This is a genomic window from Acinetobacter sp. YH16053 (assembly GCF_013417035.1).
Lineage (GTDB): Bacteria > Pseudomonadota > Gammaproteobacteria > Pseudomonadales > Moraxellaceae > Acinetobacter > Acinetobacter towneri.
In genome coordinates, this window is record NZ_VPEP01000160.1 from 1 (window position 1) to 1055 (window position 1055).

Annotated in this window: 1 protein-coding gene; it reads left to right on the plus strand. The window is 30.8% G+C overall.

The window, feature by feature from the left end:
- Nucleotides 1–1055, plus strand: a 1055-nt coding sequence (locus FTV43_RS15805) for a hypothetical protein (protein WP_179995870.1), incomplete at both ends; no start/stop codon positions are given.

The following is a 1055-nucleotide window of genomic DNA, read 5'->3' on the forward strand; positions in this document are numbered from 1 at the left end:
TAGTTAAGGAAGAAATTAAGAAAAAAAAACATCAAGACCTTACAGATATTGTACTAATGCAGGGGGTTGGAGAGAGAGGACGAGACTGTGTACTTTATGGAAAAGATGGTGTTTCTGGATTAATTCAGTGTAAAAAATATACGGGAAGGCTAACCAAACCTCAGTTATTAAAAGAGCTGATTAAGTTTGCACTATATGCTAGTAAGGACTCTTCAATTCTTCCTAATCTTAATAATTTCAAGTATTTGATTTACGTATCGAATGATTTTACTGAACCTGCAAATGATCTAATTCATAATTATAGTCTTAGTATTCTTGATGATATTAATAACGGGAATATTGCTAAGTATATTAGTGAGATAGTAGAAGAATATGAGTCTTTTCGAAAGGAGAGATTCTCTCCTCCATTAGAAGAGGTAAAAAAAATACTTACTAGCATCAAAGTCGATGCAGTTAATGGCACTGATTTAACAAATAGGATCTATGCTGAATCTACAATTTTAAAAAATTTCTTTAATGTTAAAACTGTAGTTTCTATAGATGATGCTGATCAAATTATAAGGAAGGCTTTCGATGACTATGGATTAAAGTTACTTACAGATGAAGATTTGAAGTCTATTCAAGCAAGAATAAGCCAAACAAATCCTGATCATCGAGTTGGTTTTGGTTTCGTCGATTTCTATGGGTACAGTGTTGAATTTTTTAAAAGTTTAAAAAATGAAGAATATCAGGAAATTTTAAATATTGTAGTGAATCTACAAATGACCCTTAATCGTAAGTTATTAGATTTTATAAATACAGAAATACGTAATTTAATATTTTCTGAAGTTACTTGTAACTTGTTAAGAACTAGGAAAATCCATCAAATTAGTGTTGATGTATGTGCTCCTTACTTATTTAAACGAGTCACTCAAAGTGTAATGAAGCAAGTAATACCAGATTTCCTTTTAGATGAAAGTCAATTTGGAAAGTCAGAATCTACTGAAGATGTGATATCAGAAGTAGTTGAAAGACTCATGAAAACATGTGAGCGAATTATGGCTGGAGATTACAGT